Raw genomic sequence first — 21,833 nt, forward strand, 5'->3', positions numbered from 1 at the left:
CAGTCTATTCTCTAACGCTTTATTTATCTTAAAACTTAGTATTGATACTTTCCACAAAAACGTTTACTGCACTTACTTCAAATCCAGTCATAGATTCTATTGCAAGTTTAACATTGTCCTGAACTAAACGTGCCACTTCATGGATTTTCGTACCATAATCCACGATGACGCTTAAATCTATTTGAACGACATTATCTTCCATTTCTACTCTGATACCTTTATTGAAATTTTTCTTTCCAACGATCTCCATCATTTCTTCTGAAAAAGTACCACTTAAATCTTTTATACCTTCTATTTCAGCTGCTGCAATTGAACCGATTACGCCAATTACATCATCTACAATATTCACTTTCCCGTGCTTATAAGCATCAATAGTCATGTTCTCTGCCATGTCGCACCTCCTTAGTTAAGCTATACTAATATTATAGCAAATATGCGTTTTCAATACAAATAAAACCACTTATCAAGGGATTGAGAACTAAAAAAAGAGATGTTGCGAGTCACCTCAACAACATCTATTATGGTCTAAATGTTTAGATGTTTATTCTTCACAGCAGTCGCAACCTTCTTCTCCACAGCACTCGCAGTCATCTGTGAATTCGATAATTACGCCACAGTTAGGACATTCCACATCTTCCCCTTTGTCAATTAAACTGCCATCAACAAAGAAAGACTCCCCACAATCAGGACATTCAACCTCTTCAAAATCCTCATCCTCATCATCTTCAAAGTCGTCGTCATCAAGTTCATAGACATCGTCTTCAAGATCAGCAAGGTCTTCGTCGATAGTTTCAAGGTAATCATCCAGTTCTACTACAGCATCGTTGAGATCGTCGAGCTCATCGTATACGCTGTCCACTTCATCTGCAAAATCCTCTAACACTTCGATGATTTGAAGCAACAACTTGCCCTCTTTCGAGTCGCTACCAATTTCCATGCCCTCAGCTAATCCTTGTAGATAAGCCACTTTTTCATGCATATAGCTCATGTGAATCCCTCCTTTTAGTGGGTTTTTATATTAAACAGCATCAGAATTAATTCTAATACTATTCAACTCAAATTAAGCTCTTGATAAGTACTCGCCTGTACGTGTATCAATTTTGATTTTATCGCCTTCGTTAACGAAACCTGGCACCTGAATTTCAGCACCTGTTTCAACTACTGCTTTTTTAGTTGAGTTTGTCGCTGTATCTCCTTTTACTCCTGGCTCTGACTCTGTTACTGTTAAAATTACAAAGTTAGGTGGTTCAACTAGGAAGCATTTACCTTTATAGAATTTAAGGGTTGCTGAATCATTTTCTTTAATGTAAAGGATCGCATCTTCAACTTGCTCTTCTGATAACGGGATTTGATCATAAGTTTCATTGTCCATGAAATAATATAAGTCACCTTCATTATACAAATATTGCATTTCCTTAGTTTCAATATGCGCTCTAGGAAATTTTTCAGACGGATTAAACGCTTGTTCTCTTATTGTACCATTAATTAAGCTTTTGTATTTTGTTCTAACAAACGCAGCACCTTTGCCAGGCTTAACGTGTTGAAAATCTACAATTACAAATGGCTCATTGTTTATTTCAAATGTAACACCTTTTCTAAAATCACTTGCAGCTATCATTATATAACCTCCAAATATTAATTCAAACTCAGACCAACACCTATTATAGCTTTAAACTTTATTGATTGTCAAGAATTCTCCATACTAAGATTTTATCAGAACTCAGCAGTGAGTGCAATTCATAAAAATTGGATTTGCGTTGTAATTATCAAGCCTGCTGAAAGGCCGCTATTATCTGATCCGCAATCGCTTCTTTAGTTTGATTATTGATCGAAATAATATGATGAGCAGTTGAAGTATAAAGCCCACTTCTAACCCTCAAAATAGTATCTAGTGAATTCGCTTTTAGCATAGGTCGATGATCAGTTTCACCTTCAAGGTTCGACCTCAGTTGTTCTAAGCTGCCTTCTAAGTAAAAAATTGTACCGGTTTGTTTCATTTGAATCGTATTCACAGGATTAAGAACAATACCTCCACCGGTGGATATTACCGCACCATTGACGTCGCTGATTTTGTAAATCAGATCAGTTTCTAACGTCCTAAATTTCTCCTCGCCATACATTTCAAATATTCTTGAAATAGTAAGACCTTGCATTTGTTCAATCATCTGATCCAAATCCATATATTTCATATTCAATTTATCAGCAACAATTTTTCCAATTGTAGATTTTCCTGAACCCATCATGCCAACAAGGATAATATTATTCATAAGAGCTCCACTTTACTTGTACTTTTTTCAAGTCGTTTAACAAACTCTATATCTTGGCAATATTTATATAAGGCTTCTTTGCTAATATCACCAGCTATAAATCTATCATATAAATTGGTATCCATACTTACCATGCCTTGTTTTTTACCTATGATAAGTGTATTTCTAAGTTCCATAAACGACCCAGTCATAATATGCGAGCGAATTGCCGCATTTGGTAATAAGATTTCATAGCATAAAACTCTATGATCATCTTGTTTGCTGGGTACAAGTTGTTGGGCGACAATCGCTAACAAGTTCGATGAAAGCTTTAATTTTCTACTTTCACTTCTCTCTGACTTGGCAGATGCAATTATAGTTTCAATAGAAGTTACAGTGTTGATGGAAGAAAGACCTGCAATCACCAGCTTGCCTGATTCTGCAATTTGGAGTGCCAACTCCATAACAGGTTCTTCAGAAATATCAGAAATCATAACCACATCAGGATCATGACGCATAATACTTCTCACACCTTCATATATAGAACCACAGTCAGTGCCCACGTCTCGTTGAAGCACTAAAGACTCCCCGTGCTTAAACAAATATTCAATAGGAGATTCAACTGTAATAATATTCAATTTATGATTTTCATTTAGCTCTTGAAGGATTGCGGCCATAGTTGTAGAACGACCAGAACCGGATGCACCACTTACAAGTAAAAGACCTCTACCTTGTTTAGTCAGTTCAAACAGAACATCAGGTAGACCAAGTGTTTCCTTTGAAGGAATTGTAAGTTTTAAGATTCTTGTAGAGATGCTGTAAGTTCCTCTTTGTTTTACAATATTTACTCGAAAACGACCTAAATCTGTAATAGAAAAGCTAAAATTAACTTCACCTTTTTCATCGAGTCTCTTAAGTTGTGATTCATCACATAATTCTTTAACACTCTCGTAAACCAAATCATGCGTTAACACATCAGAGTCAATAATTGAATGTAGTGTACCGTTGATACGTAACATTGGTTTGGCGTTTGGCGCAACATGGATATCAGATGCATTTTGCTCAATTGCAGTTTTTATCAAATCCAAATGGCTCAATGTATCACCTCGCTTAATTATGAGTTACAAACAGTTTATCCACAGTTTTAAAGATCTCTTTTGAGATATGCATCAAAGTTAATAATCTTCCGTGGATAACTTTGGTCCATGTGCGAACTTGTCAACAGGAAATCTGCAGTTGAACGATTCATCGCAATCGGAATATTATATAACGTTGCTATCCTCAGTAATGCTTTAACATCTGGATCATGTGGGTGCATACTCATAGGGTCCCAAAAAAAGATCATGAAATCTATTTCACCTTCAACGATAAGGCTACCAATTTGTTGATCGCCACCAAGTGGACCACTTTTTAGGCTTTTTATAGGTAACGAAAGTGATTCTGTAAGCAATTTAGCTGTTGTGCCGGTACCATACAAAAAGTGTTTGTTCAGTTCCTCTTTGTGTTCTCCGCACCACTCAATAATATCTCTTTTCCTAGAATCATGTGCAATAAGTGCAATATGCTTAGTTGATTTAATTTCTACTATATCTGATGGGTGTGCTTTATTCATTATTACTCCTTCTTCTACTGTTTTTCTCTGATAATAGACATCACTTTAGTTGTCATGATGTCAATTGCTACTTTGTTATATCCGCCTTCTGGAATAATGATATCAGCATATTTTTTAGTTGGCTCTATAAATTGTTCATGAGCTGGCTTAACTGTTGTTAAATACTGTTCGATAACTGAATCAAGTGTTCTTCCTCTTTCGTTGATATCACGTGTAATTCTGCGAATAATTCTTACATCTGCATCCGTATCAACGAAGATTTTTATATCCATTAAATTCCTGAGGCGTTCATCTTCTAAAATCATAATACCTTCGATTATAATGATGTCTTTCGATTGAATACAAATCGTTTCAGTCTCTCTATTATGTTTTGAGAAATTGTAGATTGGTTTTTCAATTGATTGATGTTCACATAATTGTTTAATATGTTCTATTAACAGGCCTGTATCAAATGCCAATGGATGATCATAATTTGTTTTAACACGTTCTTCGTAAGTTAACTCACTTTGATCCTTATAATAAGCATCTTGTTCAATGATGAGTATGTTCTCATCAGGCAAAGATTTAAATATGGCCTTGGCTACAGTACTTTTTCCAGAACCTGTTCCACCAGATACCCCAATAACGACTGGCTTACTCATAAACTCCTCCTCAACTTGAGCGCACTGAGCGCCTGAAAACTTCTTAATCTCTTGCAACCATTCTTAACATATAAAATGGCTTAACGGGTTGTCCTAACGGCAGTTTAACAGTCATTTTGGCATGTGGTGCTACCTCTATCAAATTGTCATTTGCATCATACATATCTTCAATCACGTGTTCGCTATAGTAATAATCAGGTCCTATGATCTCGATTTTGTCGCCTTTTCTAAAGTGATTTCTCTGCTCTATAGTTGCGATTCCCGTTTTAATATCATAACTTTGAACGACACCGATAAAATCATACGTTCTGATATATGAGCTCGTCGTATAAAGTTGATCTTCATTTGTAGGTTTTTGATTGTAAAACCCATTAGTAAATTCTCGATGAGACACCTTTTGAAGCTCTTCATACCACTTCGGATCATAGACATAACCTTCTGGATCTTTGTAAAATTCATCAATCGCTTTTCTATATGCTCTTACAATAGATGCTACATAATAAATAGTCTTCATTCTGCCTTCAATTTTTAAACTATCAAGACCTGAACGGATCAAATCAGGAATTTGCTCAATCATACAAAGATCTTTTGAGTTAAAGAAAAAAGTACCATCTTCAGTTTCTTCTACTGGGAAATATTCTCCTGGTCTAGTCTTTTCAACTAAATTGTATTCCCATCGGCAAGGTTGTGCACAAGCACCACGGTTAGCATCTCTTCCAGCCATGTAATTACTCATTAGGCATCTTCCGGAATATGAGATACACATTGCACCATGTATAAAAGACTCAAGTTCTAAAGCGGGTGGTGTTTTAGCACGTATCTCAGAAATTTCATCAAAAGATAGCTCCCTTGCAAGGATAACTCTTTTCACCCCTTGGTTGTGCCAAAAATTTGCACTCATGAAGTTTGTGTTATTCGCTTGTGTGCTTAAATGCACCTCTAAATCAGGTGCATACTGTTTAACAAACATAAATGTACCAGGATCAGATAAAATCACAGCGTCTAAACCTAAATCTTTGATTTCTTCAATATATTTTTCCAGATAATGAATATCTTCGTTATGAGGGATGATATTTAATACTAAAAATACCTTTTTGCCTCTTTCATGAGCAAAAGTAATCCCTTCTTTCATATCTTCAAAGGAAAAGTTTTTTGCAGCAGCGCGCAGTCCAAAAACTTGACCGCCTATATAAACAGCATCAGCTCCATAAATAATCGCATACTTGAGCTTCTCCAAATCACCAGCTGGTGCTAGTAATTCCACACGCTTCATGCATGTCCTCCTTTTTTTATACTAATTGCAAGTCCATCTCCCATAGGCAGAACTGTAGTATCAAGTTCTGGATGGGTCGATAAAAATGTCAAATATTTTCTCATTCGTTTAACAATTGTTATTTTTCTTCGTACCAAGTATAAATTCGTTGCAATCATCCCTTTATAAAGCACATTGTCGGAAACAATTACACCGCCTTCATTCAGAAGTGGATAACACAAATCAAAGAAAGCTTTATAATGACCTTTTGCTGCATCGATAAAAATCATGTCAAATTTCTTTTCAATTGTTGGAATTACTTCAATAGCACTCCCTAAATGTTGCGTTACAGCGACACCTGGAACAGTTTTTTTTAATGAATCAAATGTTTCCTCTGCTTTAGCAAACATATCTTCACTTAATTCTATGGTATCAATAGTTCCCTCTTGCATCACCGTTGCAAACAAAGCTCCAGAATAGCCTATAGCAGTACCAATTTCTAAAACCGACTTCGGTTTCACTAACTGAGTAAAAACTTTTAAATATTGTGCAATTTCAGGCTGTACAATAGGCACTAGATGCTCTTGAGCATATTGCTCAAGAGTACCTAACAAACCTTCTTCTTTTGGTAATAATGCTTTGATATAAGATTCAACGTAAGGATCTACAATTTTACTTTCAATCATAATTAATGACTCCTCGCTGCATCTCTATTATGCCCTTCTAAGGTTTCATTAAAATAATGAGAACCATCGTTGGTCTCTTTCGTAACAAAATAGAGGTAGTTCGTATCAGCAGGATAAAGTGCTGAATGAATTGCAAGTTCACCAGGTGATGCAATTGGTGAAGGGGTTAAACCAGCGTTGATATAAGTGTTATAAGGACTATCAATCGCTATATCATCAAATGACAAAACGTCCTTACGTTCTTTAAGAATAAACTGAACGGTTGCACAAGACTGTAACATCATACCAATGTCGATACGGTTATGGAAAACACTAGACACAATTGGAAATTCCTCTTCAACTCTAGCTTCTCTTTCAATAACAGATGCAAGTGTAATCACTTGATCAACTGTCATGTCCAATTCCTTAGCCCGCTCATAGTATTCATCCGTAAAAATCTCATCAAAACGTTCCAGCATACGATCAACAATTTGAACCTCAGTTGCTCCTGCTTTTAGAGTGTATGTGTCTGGGAAAAGATATCCCTCGAGTAAATAACTTCGATCTACACCTTCTAAAAAAGCATAATCAAACTCTGTATTTTGAAGTACATCTAAGAATTTTTCACGGTCAATAAAACCACCAGCTTCCAACTTGTCGACTATTTGACGAACTTCATAACCTTCAGGGATAGTAAAAGTCTCTATTTCAACATAAATATCCCCATTTACAAGTTTGGTGATAATCTCTTCTGTGCTCATGGATTTTGAAAGCATGTAATCTCCCGCTTTCATTTGACCATCAACTTCCATCTGCTTAGCCTTTGCCTTGAAAGCATTTGCATTTTGAATAAGTTCTATTTCTGCTAGCGCTTTACCGATACTGGTTGTTGTTGCACCAGAGGGAACGGTATACATTACTGTTGCCGTATCCTCCGGATCAACAGGAGAGTTGTATTTTTCTAGCACGCCCGCGCAACCAGACACATGCGAAAGCGTCAACACCAAAAGTAATAGTAGTGCAAGTTTTTTCATATTCCCTCCCAACAAAAGAGTCTTCTAGACTTCCATAAATACAGGTAAAATCATAGGAGATCTTTTTGTACTTTGATAAATATACTGGCTAAGTGCATCACGAACTGACGACTTAAGAGACGCCCAATCTTTTATATTTTTAGCGTAGCATTTTTTTAATTCTTCTTCGATGACATTTCTTGCGCCTTCCATGAGCACTTCAGATTCTCTTACATAAACAAATCCTCTAGATATCAAGTCTGGACCACTAATATGTTCACCAGTTGCACTTGAAATTGCAACTACGATGATGATTAATCCATCTTCTGAAAGATGTTTTCTATCTCTAAGAACGATATTACCAACATCGCCTACGCCTAAACCATCGATAAAGACTCTTCCTGCTTGAACAGGTTTACCAAGTTTCGCTCCCTCTGGTCCAAATTCTAAAACTGAACCGTTATTAAGGATAAAGATGTTTTTATCATGCATTCCCATAGAGATTGCGAGTTGTTTGTGCTTATCAAGATGTACGTATTCGCCATGTACTGGCACAAAATACTTCGGTTTAACAAGTGCTTGCATCAACTTAAGTTCTTCTTGTTTAGCATGACCTGATACGTGTACATCTGCAAGTGACTCGTAAATCATCTTTGCGCCTTTTTTAGTAAGTTGATTGATGATCTTATATACTGATTTTTCATTACCAGGTATCGGTGAAGAAGATAAAATTACGAGATCACCTGGTGTGATTTCCATATTTCTGTGTTCAGAGTTTGCCATCCTAGCAAGCGCACTCATTGGCTCACCTTGTGAACCAGTTGTAATTACCACAAGTTCATTTTCTGGATATCTTCCTAAATCCTTGATATCAATAATCATATCTTGTGATGGTAATTTTAAATAACCAAGTTCACGAGCAACACCAGTAACATTCACCATACTTCTACCTGAAAAGGCAACTTTACGGTTATTTTGATATGCAGCGTTGATAATTTGTTGCACCCTGTGAACGTTAGATGCAAACGATGCTACGATGATTCTTGAAGTTGCATGTCTAAAAATTTCTTCAAAGGTATCCCCAACAGAACTTTCTGACATAGTGTATCCTTCTCTGACAACATTGGTACTATCAGACAATAGAGCCAAGACCCCTTCATCTCCAAGTCTTGCCAAACGATGTAAATCCGTTTTTTGACCATCAATTGGTGTAAAGTCAATTTTAAAATCGCCTGTTTGAACTACTTTTCCATAAGGGGTTGTAATTGCATAAGCAACAGCATCAGCTATACTATGGCAAACACGAATAGGTTCAACTTCAAATACGCCTACTTTGATGACCTGCCCAGGAACGATTGTGATTAACTTTGGATTCAATTTATGCTCTTTTAATTTGTTTTCTACAAGACCAAGCGTCAATTTTGTACCATAAATAGGTACGTTGATTTCTCTTAAAAAGTATGGAATCGCACCTATATGATCTTCATGCCCGTGTGTAATAAAAATCCCTTTTACTTTACTTGCATTTTTCTTAAGGTATGAAATATCCGGTATAACAACATCTATACCTAATAGTTCATCTTCTGGAAATGCCATACCACAATCAACTACAAAAATATCATCTTCATACTGGTAAACAGTCATATTCTTCCCAATTTCATTGAGTCCACCAAGTGGAATGATCTTAAGGACACTTGCTGCGGGTTTTTTACTATTTTCTTCAGTAAAAACCACTTGCTCCACTTGATTCTTGTTCTTGTTTTGATTTTGTGGTTTATTTTGATTTTGATTTTGTTGCTTATTTTGATTTGGATTTTGTGGCTTATTTTGATTTTGATTTTGATTTTGATTTTGATTTTGATTCTGATTTGGATTCGTTTTCTTTTTTGCCGGTCCATTGTTAGTTTTCTTTGTAGGCGCTACTTTTGGCGCTTCACTTGTTACCGGGCTCTGTGCCGAATTTGGCACAACTACTGTTTCTTCTGTTGCATTCTTTTTTGTCATAATTCACCTCATAATTTGTGTTCAGCCTTAATTCCGGTCAGACTGATGGATGTGACTAGTATGACAAAGTTTTGACCTTTCTACGAAAAAGAAACCCTGTACTAAACAAGGTTTTTACATTCACTACAAATACCATAAAATTTTAGTTTATGATCTAAGATTTTAAAATCATATTCTTTCTCAATTTTATTTTCCAACTCTTCTAAAAGGTCACCTTCGACCTCGATTACGGCACCGCAATTTGAACAAATAAGATGATGATGGTTATGTTGACCGTCGTCACTATAAAGTTCATAACGCACGCAACCGTCTTCTAAATTTAACGATGACACAACTTCTAGTTCTTCTAATAGCTGTAAGGTTCTGTAGACAGTGGCCAAACCCATTTCTGGATTACTTTGTTTAACTATGTCATAAATTTCCTCAGTATTGAGATGTAGGCCTTTGTTCTCTTCAATGGCACTTAATATCGCTATTCTCTGTGGTGTTAGTTTATAACCCGCTTCCTTTAACTTTTTCTTGTATCCATCATACATTGAACTCATTCACTTACCTCAACACTTTCTTTAAGATTTATTCTTCGTCTTCCATATCATCGAGCAACTCATTATAGGCGTCAACAACGCTATTTAATTCATCCTCATCTTCAATGGTTTCAAATACAAATTCATCATTTTCTTCTGTTACTTTAAAGATCAATACATCATCTTCATCTTCTACATTAGATAAGATCGCATACTCTTGACCGTCTAATTCTAAATTGGCAATGATATTGAAAAGGGTTGGTACACCATTTTCATCCAATAGTTCTACTACATCTGATTCTTCGTGTTCTGGCTCAAGCACGTCAAATAAATTGTCACTCATAATTTTTCTCCTTGTTCATCTAATTTAATAATTTATACCGTTCTGTTCTTATCTAAATAGCCTTGCAATATTAAAGTTGCAGCTAATTTATCCACGACTTCTTTGCGTTTTTCTCGTCTCATATCGGCATCGATGAGCATCCTTGTTGCACTAAGCGTTGTCAAGCGTTCATCCCAATATTCAATCTCTATTTTTCTATCAATTCTATCTGAATATATTAATTTTTTTTCGAATTTGTCAATAAATTGTTTTGTCTTTTCTCCTTGTGGACCTATACTGCCATTCATATTGTACGGCATCCCAGATACAACTTTTACAACTTCATACTCGTTAATAAGTTCAATCAATCGATCAATATCTTGCTTAAGGGACTGTCTAAAAATTGTTTCTTTTCCCTGTGCTGTCATTAACAGCGAGTCACTAATCGCTACACCAATTGTGCGATCACCTACATCTAGTCCCATTATTCTCATTTAATCATATCCTCCAGTATACTCCATTTGTTTGAAATATACAATATTTAATAAACTTTTATACAAAACTCAGGGCATACAGTTGAACAATACCCGCACAAAACACATCTTGCGCGATCTATTGATACAGCCCCATTTTCAAGTGTAAGGGCCTTATGATCACACTTGTTGACACATGCACCACATCCAATACACCAATCTGCAATTTGTAATTTTTTCTCTGAGATACTAATTCCAGACTTAACAGAATCCAAAATCTGTTCCCCATTGATCATGGCTACATTATAATCTATTTCAGCAAATGATTGCATCCCAAACGCTATGGAATCTACATATTTTTGCGCTTCCAAGTACTCGAAACACTGATTTATATTGCCTAGCAAATTACCACCACCAAAAGGTTTCATGGCAAAAACGCCTCCACCCCGTTTGTGATAAGCTTTAAGGGCTTCTTCCATATCGCTTCTAGTACCATCTTGGATGCCTAAACCGTTGTAGTTTAATATAGGGTGAACAATCTCAATCTCTGGATATTTAATCGCTCCTAAAACCCCGGCAACATAGTGTGTCGAGATACCAAAAGCCTTAATTTTTCCAATTTCTTTTTGTTTTAGAAAATACTCAATAGCTTCATAATGACCACGAATCGTGAGTTCATTCATTTGTTCATGTAGCATAAATACATCTACATAATCTGTGTTCATTTCACTAAGTGCCTTTTCAAAACTCTGCTTTGCAGTTTCCTTAGAGTATGCATAGCATTTACTTGCAATCACAATCTCTTCTCGAGGTATGCGCTTTAATGCTTCTTTGATATGCCCATACGTTTCATAAAGCTCAGCTGTATCGATAAAATTAACACCCTTATGAAATGCATACTCAATTAAAGAGGCCCCTTCAATAGTGCTCAAATTACGTTGAAGCGGCCCCATTGTTAAACTTCCAAAACAAATTTTTGAAACATTTATATTTGTTTTGCCTAACCTATTATAAATCATTTTTTATTACTCTCTATATAATCATTGATGAGAACTTCAAGAATATCATCTCTTTCGATTTTCTTGATCATGGTTCTTGCTTCATTGTGAGTTGTTATATAAGTTGGGTCTCCAGAGATAAGATAACCAATCAATTGATTAACAGGATTATATCCTTTTTCTTCAAGTGCATTGTATACATAAAGTAGTATATCTTTATGATCGCCGTTTTCTAAATAATCCTCAACACTAAATTTCATCGTATTCTTCATCGGAATCCCCCTTTTCATCAAATTAAACCTTTATGATGTCATTATACCCTTTTTAAGACAATAAAGCATAAACTTTTTGAAGTGCTTCATCAACTTTTTCTGGATTCTTTCCACCAGCTTGTGCCATATTCGGTTTTCCGCCGCCACCACCGCCTGCGATTTTAGCAACTTCTCTTATTATATTACCCGCATGAGCACCTTTTTTAATCGCAGAATCCGAAGCCATAGATAAAAATTCAACTTTATCACTGTTTACATTTGCGAGGACGATCACACTATTTTCAAACTTATCTTTAATTACATCGCCTAAGTTACGAAGTATATTCATATCTACGCCTTCAAATTTAGCCGTAACTACTTTGTAACCATTCACCTCTTTCATTTGGTTGATGATATCACCCATAGAATTTTTAGCAATTTTGCTTTTCAATTGCTCGTTTTCTTTTTGGATATGCTTCATTTCAACTAAGAGTTGCTCAGCTTTATGTGCCACATCTTGTACGTTTGACTTAAGGATATCAGAAATATGATTTAATTTATTGTCAAGATCTGTAAGCAAATTGTAAACATTTTCACCCGTAATTGCTTCAATTCTCCTTACACCTGCTGCAACACCTGTTTCACTTATGATTTTAAAGAGCCCCACTTCTGCTGTATTTGCAAGGTGAGTTCCCCCACAAAGTTCGATACTATAATCACCCATAGTAACAACGCGAACTTTCTCGCCATATTTTTCTCCAAAGAGCGCCATTGCTCCTTTTTCTTTTGCACTCGCAATTGACATTTCTTCTGTTTCAATTTGAAGAGAAGCAAATATCTGTTGATTTACCATTTTTTCAATAGCCATCAAATCTTCAAAAGAAGTAGCTTCAAAATGCGAAAAATCAAATCTAAGTCTTTCAGGATTAACCATTGAACCAGCTTGTTCAACGTGTGTACCTAACACAGTTCTAAGTGCTTTGTGTAACAAATGTGTCGCAGAGTGATTTCTTGCAGTTGCCATTCTCTTTGAAAGATCTACACTTGCAGTTACTGTCTCACCAACTTTTACCGATCCTTTAATAACTCTTACATTATGACTGATAATACGGCCGACACTTTTTTTAGTCTCAATTACTTCAGCCATAAATCGATCTGTAAAAATCACACCCACATCGCCAACTTGACCGCCACCCTCAGGATAAAATGGTGTTTCATCAAGCACTAAAGTAACTTCCATACCTTCAAATGCTTCGTTTACAATTTCTTCACCAACAACTGCAACAAGTGTACAAGCTTTTTCTAGCCTATTGTACCCAACAAATTTTGAGATAATTTCTTTAGGCAACTGAGAGACTGCATCACTCGCCCAACCAAGCTCGTCTCCATTGCCTCTTGCAGTTCTAGCACGTTCTTTTTGCTCTGTCATCTGCTGTTTAAACTCGATTTCATTAACGGTTAAATGCTTTTCAGCCAAGATCTCCATTGTGAGTTCTAGTGGGAAACCATATGTGTCATAAAGCTTAAAAGCGCGTTCTCCATCTAACTCTTTTTGCCCTTCTTGTACCAGTGTATCAATATACTCTGATAAAATTCCTAAACCCTGATCGATAGTCGTTTGAAAACGCTCTTCTTCAATAGAGATAATGCGTTTGATATAGTCCTTTCTATCAACGAGGTTTTGATAACTCTCTCCATAGACTTCAATTACAGTATCTACCAACTTTGTAAGCACGTTCCCTTCCATGCCAATCTTTTTCGCATGTCTAGCAGCGCGTCTTAAGAGTCTTCTTAAAACATATCCTCTACCTTCGTTATTTGGCATGATACCATCACCAACCATAAAAGTTACAGCTTTAACATGATCTGTTACAATTCTAACTGATATATCTTGTTCTTTATTTATTCCATATTCTACACCTGAAAATTCAATTACCGCATCTCTAATACGCTGAATCGTATCAACTTCAAAAATTGTATCTACATCTTGCATGATGCATGCAATTCTCTCAAGGCCCATACCTGTGTCGATATTTTTCTTTTCAAGTTCACTGTAGTTTCCTTGATCATCTTTACTAAATTGTGTAAAAACGTGGTTCCAAAATTCGAGATAACGTTCACACTCACATCCAGGACGACAATTGGGATCACCACAACCGTATGCTTCTCCACGGTCAAAATAGATCTCAGAACATGGGCCACACGGGCCAGTACCAATTTCCCAAAAGTTATCTGCTTTTCCAAGTCTCGTGATTTTCTCTTCAGGTATACCAATGACATCTCTCCAAATAGCAAAAGCTTCATCATCCTCAAGGTAAACTGATGGCCACAATTTGTCAACAGGCATCTCTAATACTTCTGTAATAAACTCCCATCCCAACTTAATAGAACCTTCTTTAAAATAATCACCAAAAGAAAAATTTCCTAGCATTTCAAAAAAAGTAGCATGTCTTGCAGTTACACCAACGTTTTCGATATCACCAGTTCGTATACATTTTTGACAAGTTGCCATGGTTGAATTTGGAGGTGTTTCAATTCCTGTAAAGTAATTTTTCAGTGGTTGCATACCAGCGTTCACCAGTAGTAAGCTTTTATCGTTCATTGGGACAAGCGGATAGCTAGATGTCACAAAGTGTCCTTTAGATTCATAAAAGTCTAAAAATGCTTTTCTAATTTCATTTAACCCCATTTTTTTCATCGTAATTCCTCCCATATTTCAATATACAAAAAAACCTTCAAAGATCGTGTAGGGACGACGTAATCGCGGTACCACCCTACTTATTGGAATCATCCAATCGCTTTGAAGGTCAAAATGCAACATAACGTTTGCAAAACGCATCACTCTACTTTATTTCAAGCGATGAGCTCAGAAGCTGCTTCAACCCGTGTACATTTCCACCAGACATGTACTCTCTATCGTAGGTCTACTCCTCTTCGTCTTAGCTGATATTCAAGCTAACCAAAAGTTAGCGTTAATTCTTATCACATTTTAACACATTTATATTTAAAGAACAAAGTTTTTTTGTTCCAAAACATACATGTTAAAATTCAATTTCTACAATATCGTGATGGTCATCATGATCATCCGTTGGATCAAAACCTTCAAGACCGGCATAAGTCTTTCCAGTTTTCTGTGCATAGTCATAAATTGCCGCTTTTAAAGCTTGCTCTGCCAGTACCGAACAGTGAATTTTTACTGCTGGCAAACCACCAAGCGCATCTACAACTTGCTTGTTTGTTACTTTTAGAGCATCTTCTATAGATAGGCCCATGATAAGTTCAGTTGCTATTGAAGACGCTGCTATTGCAGATCCACATCCAAATGTTTTAAACTTAATGTCTTCGATTTTCTCGTCATTCACTTTTATATAGATACGCATGATGTCGCCACATTTTACATTGCCAACTTCGCCAACACCATCTGCATTTTCAATTTCGCCTACATTTCTTGGATTCATAAAATGATCCATAACCGTTTCAGTATACATACTATTTACCTCCCTGAATTCTATCGTATAATGGTGACATCATTCTCAATTTTTGAACAACTTCTTTAAGTGCTTCAATTGTATAATCTACATCTTCTTCTGTGGTAAAATCACCAATTGTAAGTCTTAATGACCCATGTGCTATCTCATGTGGTAAACCAATAGCTAAGAGAACATGTGATGGATCTAAGGACCCAGAAGTACATGCAGAACCGCTTGAACCACCGATTCCTTTTGCATTTAAACTGAGAAGTAAAGCTTCACCTTCGATAAATTCAAAGCAAACATTGACATTACCAGGATGTCTCAGTGTAGGGTGTCCATTATGTTTAACATAATCAACACTTTCAAGTATGCCTTTTAATAATCTTTCACGAAGTGTAACAAGTTTTTCTACGTGCGCCTCTAAAGAGTCATGTGCTATCTGTGCAGCTTTAGCAAAGCCCATAATACCCGCAACATTTTCAGTTCCAGCTCTTCGTTTTTTTTCTTGTGCGCCACCTTCTATTAAATTCTGGATTTTAATACCTTTTTTTATATATAAAGCACCTACACCTTTAGGACCATAGATTTTATGGCTTGAAACACTCATTAAATCTATCCCCATAGCAGAAACATCAATTTTTACATTACCATATGCTTGAACTGCATCAGTATGAAAAAGAACGCCACTTTCATGGGCAATTTGTGCAATATCTTGAATTGGCTGCATTGTTCCAATTTCATTGTTAATAAACATAATCGATATTAAAACCGTTGTAGGTCTAATTGCTGCTTTAAGAGCTTCTAAGCTAATCATACCATCGCTATCGACATCTAAGTAGGTCACTTCAACCCCTTCTTTTTCTAGCGCTTGGCATGTATGAAGCACTGCGTGATGTTCAATCTTACATGTGATCATATGGTTGCCTTTTGCTTTGTTAGCGCGCATAACACCTTTAATCGCCCAATTATCAGATTCTGAGCCACCTGCAGTAAAATAAACTGTATCAGCTGGTGCAGCTATTGTAGCTGCAATCTGAGCACGTGCTTTTTCAAGTGCTCTTTTTGCGTCTTGTCCAAAACCATGTATACTCGATGCATTCCCAAAATTTTCTGTAAAATAGGGTAGCATTTCTTCAACTACTTCTTTTTTAACTGGTGTTGTCGCCGAATAGTCCAGATAAATTTTTCTCACTTTAACCCCTCCAAAACGTTATTTGCATTCACATATGCTGTTGATAATTGTGCTTTCTTGATTTTCCTTATAATCATCAATCATATGTTGAAGCGAAATAGAATTTACAACGCTGGTGATGCTTTCATAAATTTTCTCATAGATCACTTTTGTAACACAATAGTTTGAATGATCACATAACTCCTCATCGCTACTATCCATTACGACACAATCAGTAGGCGCTAGTGGACCTTCAAGTGTCGTTAATATCACACCTACCGTGATGTCTGATGGCGCTTTAGCAAGCATATAGCCACCCTGAGCACCTCTAACACTTTCAACCAATAGTGCTTTCCTAAGCGGAGAAATTAACTGTTCAAGATAATTTACTGAAATCGCTTGTCTCTCTGCTATACTCGTAAGTGAAATTGGCCCTTCGCCATAATATAGGGCTAAATCAAACATCGCTTTGAGGCCATATCGCCCCCTGGTAGATAATTTCAAAATAATACGCTCCTTTAATCCCTAGTTGTTTACTAAGAAATCATTTACATTATAATATATCCGATTAAATGCGTCAACTTTAAACCGTTGAATAGTTATAAAGAAATTGTTAACATTATGACAGATTAAGCCGATAATACTAGTATAACTATTTTAAGAGGTGAAAGATGTCGGAAAGAATGAATGAACTTTTTACGTTAACTCAAAAAGCGCAAAAAATGGAAATGATTAATGAAGAAATCGCGCTAGGAATCTACTTAGATATTTTCGATAATTACACACCTAAGATCTCAAAAACATATGAAAGTGCTATTAGACTTCTTGAAAAAAGACAACGCTATGTTGAAGCAGAAGTTATATGTTCCAAAGCAATTGAACTTATAAAAGCAGACGAAATTTCTGGTACATTAGATAAATTTGAAACCATTAAAGAACGGCTCGATCGAAAAATCATGGAGTTATCACCTGCTGACATTAAGCCTCAGCGGAAAAAATTTAAGCTAACCAAAACGCACCTTATTTTATTGGTAGTTATTTTAGCTCTGATTTTTATGATATTAAAGTTTACTACTCCATTTGACGACCTTAATGTGGATTTGGATGGAAAAGAATCGCTCAATGGCGGTGAAGGTGTTTATAAGGTTACTACAGAATCATCGGAACTCACCTATCCAGTTACAGAAGCTATGATCGATATAGCTACCAGTGAGCTTAAAAAAAATATAGATGTGAGTGATGCTTCTGTGATTCCACAAGACAATACTTTAGGAATTGCTATCATCATCAAACCAGGCACATCTCAAGAGCGCGCAGTTGAGTTGACCGAAGCCTATCTCAAATCACTTTCAGGTGCTGCCGCTGCAGCCTATTCCGACTTAAAAGCCCCCACTAAAGAAACACTTGGGGAGCTCTACGATTATTATGAACTTGTAATCACTGTTGGTACTAGCACAAAACCTGAAGATTTTATCGCAAAAGGAACAAAAGTACGTGGCGCATCTTCAATATACTGGCGGAATATGGACAATCAATAAAATCAACTTATAAATAAAAAAGTGTCAAAGTGATGTGGTTATTACTAACCCAATCATTTTGACACTTTTATTTTTTCTTATTTATTTGTATGGATTAAGGACTGTGAAAGTTGTTCGCTCAACTTGTGTCCTTTTAAGATTTCTACTAATTTAAGTGCAAAATCCATTGCCACACCAGCGCCTTTCCCCGTTATCAATTCACCATCATGAACAACAGATTCATCAACATGTTTAAAATCCCTAAGTTGTGTTTCAAAGCCAGGATAACAGGTTACATTTCTACCTTTAAGTAAACCATGTTTAGAAAGTACTGTTGGTGCAGCACAAATTGCCGCTAAGTGAATATCAGAATCATAAGCCTGTAGCAACAAGTTTCTCAAAACATCACTTTCAGCCAAATGCATTGCACCAGGCATTCCACCAGGCAACACGAGCATCGACACATCAGATAGTGTGTGAATCTCACTGATTCTTCCATCCATTTTAACTTCTATACCATGCGCTCCTGTTACCGATAGACCATTTAATCCAATCATATGTGTTCTTATATCAGCACGTCTTAAAACATCTATCACAGTGAGTGCTTCAATCTCTTCAAATCCTTCTGCAAAAAAGACATAAACCATATTGGCCTCCACTAGTATTCGTTGACTTTTGTATAATACTTAGCGTTCTTGATCATTGTTACACTAGAACTGCTGCCTTTCCATGTGCTATCAACGGTATTGTCTACGATTACCCATTTGCCATCAATTAAGATCTCATTCCATGCATGATAACCATTTACATACTTAGAATATCCTTTTACCAACTTAGTTGGAATACCATGACTTCTTTCAATTGAAGCAAATAAAGCGGAGTAGTCATAACAAATCCCTTTAAGATCTTCATAAGTTTTTTCAACACTTGGAATATAATCAGACGTTAAAGTCGGGATTTTATCATAGTCGTATTTCATATTTTTAACTAAATAGCCATATAAAACTTGTAGTCGCTTATTATCCGTGGTACTTTTTTCAAGCAAGTCTTTTCCAAATTCAATTGCTTTTAGCTCTTCATCCCATTTAACATTTTGAATAGAATTCAAAAAAACAATATTAGGATCTTTTAATTCTAGTTCTATCGTTTTTTGAGCGACATATACGTATTTAGTACCGCTTACATTTTTTAATAGTCCAACTTTATAAGTACCATTTCCAAGTTGTAAGGGATAAGATGTAGTTGAACCATCTGAAGCAAAGGGATATGCAATTTTACTTTCCCCTTTCGATATCAAAACTTTATATTTTAAAGCATCTGCCGCTTTATAAGTAACGTCAATCACACCTTTAGAAAGGTTTGTCACGTCAATTGTCTCCTTGACTTCTTTAGTAACACCGAAGCTGCTTGAAGCAGACAACGTGGCAAATACAACCAACATACAAAATATTAATCTCATTTTTTTGTTCATATTGTTGATCTCCTTTCTAAGTCAATACATTTTAGTCTGACTACTAATCTGTTTCACCAAGGTATCTCTTAATTGTATCATAGTTTATACAGTGTAGCAAAGCGTCTTCCTTTTTAATCAACCCTTCATTGTACAAATCCGCTAGGCTTGCATCCATACTAATCATTCCAACACTTTTACCTGAGTGTATTGCAGCTTCAATTTGTGGAATTTTTCCATCTCTAATCATATTTCTTATGGCATGGTTCATACTCATAATCTCAAAGGCTGGAACTCTTCCCAACTTCTCAGACGGAATTAATTGCTGAGATATAACACCTTGCAGTACAGTTGAAAGTTGAATTCTAATTTGTTGTTGCTGGTTGGGTGGAAAGACATCTATGATTCTATCAATTGTCTTTGCAGCGCCCACTGTGTGCAGTGTTGAAAAGACTAAATGTCCCGTCTCTGCTGCAGTTAGTGCAATTGAGATTGTTTCATAATCTCTCATTTCACCAATTAAGATCACATCAGGCGCTTGTCTAAGTGCGGAACGTAAACCATCTGCATAACTTCTAGTATCAATCCCTATCTCTCTTTGATCAACGATACTTTTATCATGTCTGTGAATGTACTCAATTGGGTCTTCAAGTGTTAAAATATGACAAGCGCGCTCTTTGTTAATTAAATCGATAAGGCATGAAAGTGTTGTGGATTTTCCACTTCCAGTTGGCCCAGTAATTAGAACTAAACCTTTTGCTTTTTTTCTAACAGATAATATAGCTTCGGGAATTCGAAGTTTATCTATATCAAGTTTATCAAATTTAAGCACTCTTATCGCAGCAGCGTGGGAGCCTCTTTGCGTATAAGCGTCAACTCTAAATCTACCAACACTACTTAAAGAATATGAAAAATCTTTTTCTCCTTTTTCTAAAAATTCTTGATAGTGTTCGTGTTTTCTAAAAAGTTGTTTTACCAAGATTTCTGTATCGTCAGGCATCAACTTGTTTTCTCCAACCTTTTCAAATTGTCCATGTACTTTCAAAGTCGGTGGAACGCCTACTGTTATGAATATATCAGATGCATCTTTTTCAATCGCTAGTTCTAATAATTCTTCAAGACTCTTCATTGTAAATTTTCCTCCGGATCATTGAAATATATACTGTCATCGTATTGAAATTCTCTAGGTAGCTCTCGCCACTCTTTAATCTCAGGATAGTTTTTATAGTTTAGGGCGTTAATTTTTATAGATGTCAATAACTGTCGTCCTGTTTCTTCATCAACTGTAATATAACTTATTTCCGGTTCCTCATCATTTAATATATCTTGGTTCACAATGTCGTAGTTAAAACTGATGCTCGTATCTAAAAGATATATAGGAGAATTATAAAACTTATCATATAACAAATAGAGAAATAATTTTTGTTCACATAGCTCATTCTCATTCGCATCAATATCAGTTAACAAAGCATTTTTAACCAACTCTGGAAGCGAAGATGATTCAATACCAATTTCCAAATCATTGCTGAGGTAATGATCCATTTCCTCCACTACTGCTTTATATAAATTTTCAAACTCCATATATGTTTTATCGGCATTACTTTCTAATCGATAATAGTCCTTTGTCCAATCAGCGTGTTTTCTTGCTATTTTTAAATTAGAGTAAGAAGACATCATAGCTAAAACGCCAAAAGTAATGAGCAATAGCATAATCATAATTACAAGAACAGAAGAACTGCCTTTTTCACTTTTTAGATTTATGTTCCTAATAATACTTTTGCATTTCAATTTCATAGATTGGCTCCAATTCTAACGGGTCATTTTGGTGGATTTCAATCCGATAATTAACAACTTCATATTCAAGAGCTTGTGTTTTAAACGCTTTAAAGTCGAGAATATAAAAAGCATCATCTTGTGAATCTATAGTGATAAAGGCGTCATCAAGATATACAATCGACTGAACAACTTCCTCACTTACATCAAACAATGCGTGTTTAAACAACTGCATATTTCGCAAATTTCCAAGTGTACGATCAGACTCAACTACCTCAAAAATACTTTCACTTACTAAAACACTTTGGTCTAACACTTTCGCTTTTGAATTGAGATCATTTGATGTAATAAACATTTGAATGACGTAAACACTCAAAATAGACAATACAGCAATTGATAGTATCAGTTCAACCAAAGACACACCTTTGTTTCGCTTAGCTTTTAACAT

The 21,833-nt window shown here is 35.8% G+C and carries 26 protein-coding genes and 1 other annotated feature; of the genes, 1 reads left to right on the forward strand and 25 read right to left on the reverse strand.

The window, feature by feature from the left end; all coding sequences use genetic code 11:
* Positions 1-28: 28 nt before the first annotated feature.
* The 20 genes from QE109_RS02925 to QE109_RS03020 form a co-directional block, all read right to left on the reverse strand.
* Positions 29-391 (reverse strand): Asp23/Gls24 family envelope stress response protein, encoded by a 363-nt coding sequence (locus QE109_RS02925; RefSeq protein ID WP_281092879.1) that lies wholly within the window; start codon positions 389-391, stop codon positions 29-31.
* A gap of 150 nt (positions 392-541) precedes the next feature.
* Positions 542-988, reverse strand: coding sequence for a CD1247 N-terminal domain-containing protein (locus tag QE109_RS02930; protein WP_281092880.1), 447 nt, complete (start codon positions 986-988; stop codon positions 542-544).
* 72 nt (positions 989-1,060) lie between these two features.
* The gene (efp, locus tag QE109_RS02935; protein WP_281092881.1) at positions 1,061-1,618 is read right to left on the reverse strand and encodes an elongation factor P; all 558 of its coding nucleotides are present in this window, start codon (positions 1,616-1,618) and stop codon (positions 1,061-1,063) included.
* A 148-nt stretch (positions 1,619-1,766) separates the two neighbouring features.
* Positions 1,767-2,267, reverse strand: a complete 501-nt coding sequence (locus QE109_RS02940) for a shikimate kinase (protein WP_281092882.1) — start codon at positions 2,265-2,267, stop codon at positions 1,767-1,769.
* Positions 2,264-3,328: a type IV pilus twitching motility protein PilT gene (locus QE109_RS02945; protein ID WP_281092883.1), complete on the reverse strand. Its 1,065-nt coding sequence runs from the start codon at positions 3,326-3,328 to the stop codon at positions 2,264-2,266. The genes QE109_RS02940 and QE109_RS02945 overlap by 4 nt, the downstream gene beginning before the upstream one ends.
* A 62-nt stretch (positions 3,329-3,390) precedes the next feature.
* The gene (locus tag QE109_RS02950; RefSeq protein WP_281092884.1) at positions 3,391-3,858 is read right to left on the reverse strand and encodes a methylglyoxal synthase; all 468 of its coding nucleotides are present in this window, start codon (positions 3,856-3,858) and stop codon (positions 3,391-3,393) included.
* Between the two features lie 14 nt (positions 3,859-3,872).
* Positions 3,873-4,499 carry a uridine kinase gene (udk, locus tag QE109_RS02955; protein ID WP_281092885.1) on the reverse strand — a complete coding sequence of 209 codons (627 nt, stop codon included), beginning with the start codon at positions 4,497-4,499 and terminating at the stop codon, positions 3,873-3,875.
* Between the two features lie 43 nt (positions 4,500-4,542).
* Positions 4,543-5,772, reverse strand: coding sequence for a peptidase U32 family protein (locus QE109_RS02960; RefSeq protein ID WP_281092886.1), 1,230 nt, complete (start codon positions 5,770-5,772; stop codon positions 4,543-4,545).
* A complete protein-coding gene (locus tag QE109_RS02965; protein ID WP_281092887.1) occupies positions 5,769-6,437 on the reverse strand; it encodes an O-methyltransferase in 669 nt (222 codons plus the stop codon). The genes QE109_RS02960 and QE109_RS02965 overlap by 4 nt, the downstream gene beginning before the upstream one ends.
* A gap of 2 nt (positions 6,438-6,439) precedes the next feature.
* Positions 6,440-7,450 carry an endolytic transglycosylase MltG gene (gene mltG, locus QE109_RS02970; RefSeq protein WP_281092888.1) on the reverse strand — a complete coding sequence of 337 codons (1,011 nt, stop codon included), beginning with the start codon at positions 7,448-7,450 and terminating at the stop codon, positions 6,440-6,442.
* A 24-nt stretch (positions 7,451-7,474) separates the two neighbouring features.
* On the reverse strand, positions 7,475-9,433 hold the full coding sequence (locus QE109_RS02975) for a ribonuclease J (protein WP_281092889.1): 1,959 nt from the start codon (positions 9,431-9,433) through the stop codon (positions 7,475-7,477).
* 101 nt (positions 9,434-9,534) lie between these two features.
* On the reverse strand, positions 9,535-9,978 hold the full coding sequence (locus QE109_RS02980; RefSeq protein WP_281092890.1) for a Fur family transcriptional regulator: 444 nt from the start codon (positions 9,976-9,978) through the stop codon (positions 9,535-9,537).
* 28 nt (positions 9,979-10,006) lie between these two features.
* Positions 10,007-10,300: a DUF1292 domain-containing protein gene (locus QE109_RS02985; protein ID WP_281092891.1), complete on the reverse strand. Its 294-nt coding sequence runs from the start codon at positions 10,298-10,300 to the stop codon at positions 10,007-10,009.
* Between the two features lie 32 nt (positions 10,301-10,332).
* Positions 10,333-10,773 carry a Holliday junction resolvase RuvX gene (ruvX, locus tag QE109_RS02990; RefSeq protein ID WP_281092892.1) on the reverse strand — a complete coding sequence of 147 codons (441 nt, stop codon included), beginning with the start codon at positions 10,771-10,773 and terminating at the stop codon, positions 10,333-10,335.
* Between the two features lie 47 nt (positions 10,774-10,820).
* On the reverse strand, positions 10,821-11,771 hold the full coding sequence (locus QE109_RS02995; RefSeq protein ID WP_281092893.1) for an aldo/keto reductase: 951 nt from the start codon (positions 11,769-11,771) through the stop codon (positions 10,821-10,823).
* Positions 11,768-12,022 carry an IreB family regulatory phosphoprotein gene (locus QE109_RS03000; RefSeq protein ID WP_281092894.1) on the reverse strand — a complete coding sequence of 85 codons (255 nt, stop codon included), beginning with the start codon at positions 12,020-12,022 and terminating at the stop codon, positions 11,768-11,770. The genes QE109_RS02995 and QE109_RS03000 overlap by 4 nt, the downstream gene beginning before the upstream one ends.
* A 52-nt stretch (positions 12,023-12,074) precedes the next feature.
* Entirely contained in the window at positions 12,075-14,699 is a 2,625-nt protein-coding gene (alaS, locus tag QE109_RS03005) for an alanine--tRNA ligase (protein ID WP_281092895.1), read from the reverse strand.
* A gap of 47 nt (positions 14,700-14,746) precedes the next feature.
* Positions 14,747-14,951: a binding site (T-box leader), on the reverse strand.
* A gap of 91 nt (positions 14,952-15,042) precedes the next feature.
* Positions 15,043-15,489 carry a Fe-S cluster assembly scaffold protein NifU gene (gene nifU / locus QE109_RS03010; protein ID WP_281092896.1) on the reverse strand — a complete coding sequence of 149 codons (447 nt, stop codon included), beginning with the start codon at positions 15,487-15,489 and terminating at the stop codon, positions 15,043-15,045.
* A 1-nt stretch (position 15,490) separates the two neighbouring features.
* Positions 15,491-16,666, reverse strand: coding sequence for a cysteine desulfurase NifS (gene nifS / locus QE109_RS03015; protein ID WP_281092897.1), 1,176 nt, complete (start codon positions 16,664-16,666; stop codon positions 15,491-15,493).
* An 18-nt stretch (positions 16,667-16,684) separates the two neighbouring features.
* The gene (locus tag QE109_RS03020; protein ID WP_281092898.1) at positions 16,685-17,149 is read right to left on the reverse strand and encodes an RrF2 family transcriptional regulator; all 465 of its coding nucleotides are present in this window, start codon (positions 17,147-17,149) and stop codon (positions 16,685-16,687) included.
* A gap of 167 nt (positions 17,150-17,316) precedes the next feature.
* On the opposite strand from QE109_RS03020, the gene QE109_RS03025 reads away from it, so the two are divergent.
* Positions 17,317-18,183, forward strand: coding sequence for a hypothetical protein (locus QE109_RS03025; RefSeq protein ID WP_281092899.1), 867 nt, complete (start codon positions 17,317-17,319; stop codon positions 18,181-18,183).
* Positions 18,184-18,260: 77 nt separating this feature from the next.
* On the opposite strand, the gene QE109_RS03030 is transcribed toward QE109_RS03025, so the two are convergent.
* The 5 genes from QE109_RS03030 to QE109_RS03050 are packed head-to-tail and all read right to left on the reverse strand — an operon-like array spanning position 18,261 to position 21,833.
* Complete coding sequence (locus tag QE109_RS03030; protein ID WP_281092900.1) at positions 18,261-18,809, reverse strand: DJ-1 family glyoxalase III; 549 nt, start codon at positions 18,807-18,809, stop codon at positions 18,261-18,263.
* 11 nt (positions 18,810-18,820) lie between these two features.
* On the reverse strand, positions 18,821-19,633 hold the full coding sequence (locus QE109_RS03035; protein WP_281092901.1) for a transglutaminase-like domain-containing protein: 813 nt from the start codon (positions 19,631-19,633) through the stop codon (positions 18,821-18,823).
* Between the two features lie 43 nt (positions 19,634-19,676).
* A complete protein-coding gene (locus tag QE109_RS03040; RefSeq protein WP_281092902.1) occupies positions 19,677-20,741 on the reverse strand; it encodes a type IV pilus twitching motility protein PilT in 1,065 nt (354 codons plus the stop codon).
* Positions 20,738-21,406: a hypothetical protein gene (locus QE109_RS03045; RefSeq protein ID WP_281092903.1), complete on the reverse strand. Its 669-nt coding sequence runs from the start codon at positions 21,404-21,406 to the stop codon at positions 20,738-20,740. Before QE109_RS03045 ends, QE109_RS03040 begins: the two co-directional genes overlap by 4 nt.
* Positions 21,378-21,833: a type IV pilus modification PilV family protein gene (locus tag QE109_RS03050; RefSeq protein WP_281092904.1), complete on the reverse strand. Its 456-nt coding sequence runs from the start codon at positions 21,831-21,833 to the stop codon at positions 21,378-21,380. The genes QE109_RS03045 and QE109_RS03050 overlap by 29 nt, the downstream gene beginning before the upstream one ends.

The organism is Fusibacter bizertensis, assembly GCF_029914245.1.
In the GTDB taxonomy this organism is placed as follows: Bacteria; Bacillota; Clostridia; order Peptostreptococcales; family Acidaminobacteraceae; genus Fusibacter_C; species Fusibacter_C bizertensis.